A 1392-nucleotide genomic window follows, 5' to 3' on the forward strand; every position below is an offset into this window, starting at 1 on the left:
TTAAAATCGTACTTGGCGCCGCTCAACTGATCGATACTTGATCAACTAGCGCAAAGAATGATCATGCGTCGGCCCTGGTTCCTGACCCCTGTGGTGGCCTGTGTGGTGGCGTGATCGAGATACAGCGCGATCTGCTTGGCACTCATCAACTCGTTCATTACCTAGTCCCGCATCCCGCGACCGGCCGAACCGGGCGCCAGCACCGGCGGTTTCTCGTCCAGCACCATATGGTCGTGGCCGCTGAATACCTCGAAGTGGCGCCCCTTGGCGCGGGCAATCATGGTGATGCCGAGCTGGCGGGCCAGATCCAGCCCCATCTGGGTGACGCCGGAGCGCGACAGCAGCACTGGAATGCCCATCTGCGCCACCTTGATCACCATCTCCGAGGTGAGCCGCCCGGTGGTGTAGAAGATCTTGTCGTGGCCAGCCTCGCCGCGCATCCAGAGCTCGCCCGCCAGAGTATCCACCGCATTGTGGCGCCCCACGTCCTCGACAAAGGAGAGGATTTCGCTGCCTCGACAGATGGCGCAACCATGGACGGCACCGGCCATCTTGTAGGTTTCGTTATGGGCCGACAGCGCCTTGAGCAGGGCGTAGAGGGTGCTCTGCTTAAGCTCAGGCGCGGCCAAGACCACCCCTTCGAGCTTTTTCATCACGCTGCCATACATGGTGCCCTGACCGCAGCCGGAGGTGACCGTCTTCTTCTCCAGTGATTTGTCGAGATCGGCGGCCTGCTGGCTGCTCACCACGGCGGCGGCCTCGCTCTCCCAGTCGACGATCACCGACTCGATGGCCGAAATATCCTCGATAAAGCCCTGATTTTTGAGATAACCCAGCACCAGCGCCTCGGGGCGGGCCCCCAGCGTCATCAGGGTTACGATCTCCTTCCAGTTGAGGTAGACCGTCAGTGGCCGCTCACAGGCGATTTGGCGGGTTTGCAGCGTGCCCTGTTCATCCATCACCTCGACGGCCATGGTGAGCTGGGCGGCAGCATTGCTTTTGATAAAGGTCGGTGTCATGGGCCCCTCGCGACCGGTTGCCGGGATCTAAGGGGAGGGATACAGCAAGTTTTGTTCCAATATTTTTATTAAGTTTTTTTGGGGGGGGGGTGAGGTATTTGCTTTGAAAAGAAAATGTATATTTTGACGAGTTTTTTATCATTTATTCTCATCTAAAATAAATCAAATATTGTATTTATTTTATTTTTGAGATTACTGTTTTTGTTGATGTCAAAATGAAGTCTATATGAATGAGAAACTAAACCTTTAGGTGCCATTGTATCACGTAGCCAAAAATAGATATCTTTAGAACGTTTTACTCTAGGGAAGGTGCGAATAAGCGGGGAAATTCTTCTCGGCTGACTCAGTCATTTCATTTCTTCATGTTTGAGCC

Annotated in this window: 1 protein-coding gene; it reads right to left on the reverse strand. The window is 54.2% G+C overall.

Features of this window, described 5'->3' with window-relative positions:
• Positions 1-161: 161 nt before the first annotated feature.
• A complete protein-coding gene (locus PG881_RS23855; RefSeq protein WP_270803297.1) occupies positions 162-1019 on the reverse strand; it encodes a formate dehydrogenase accessory sulfurtransferase FdhD in 858 nt (285 codons plus the stop codon).
• Between the last annotated feature and the right edge of the window lie 373 nt (positions 1020-1392).

Source organism: Aeromonas sp. QDB54 (assembly GCF_027707385.1).
GTDB classification, from domain to species: domain Bacteria; phylum Pseudomonadota; class Gammaproteobacteria; order Enterobacterales; family Aeromonadaceae; genus Aeromonas; species Aeromonas hydrophila.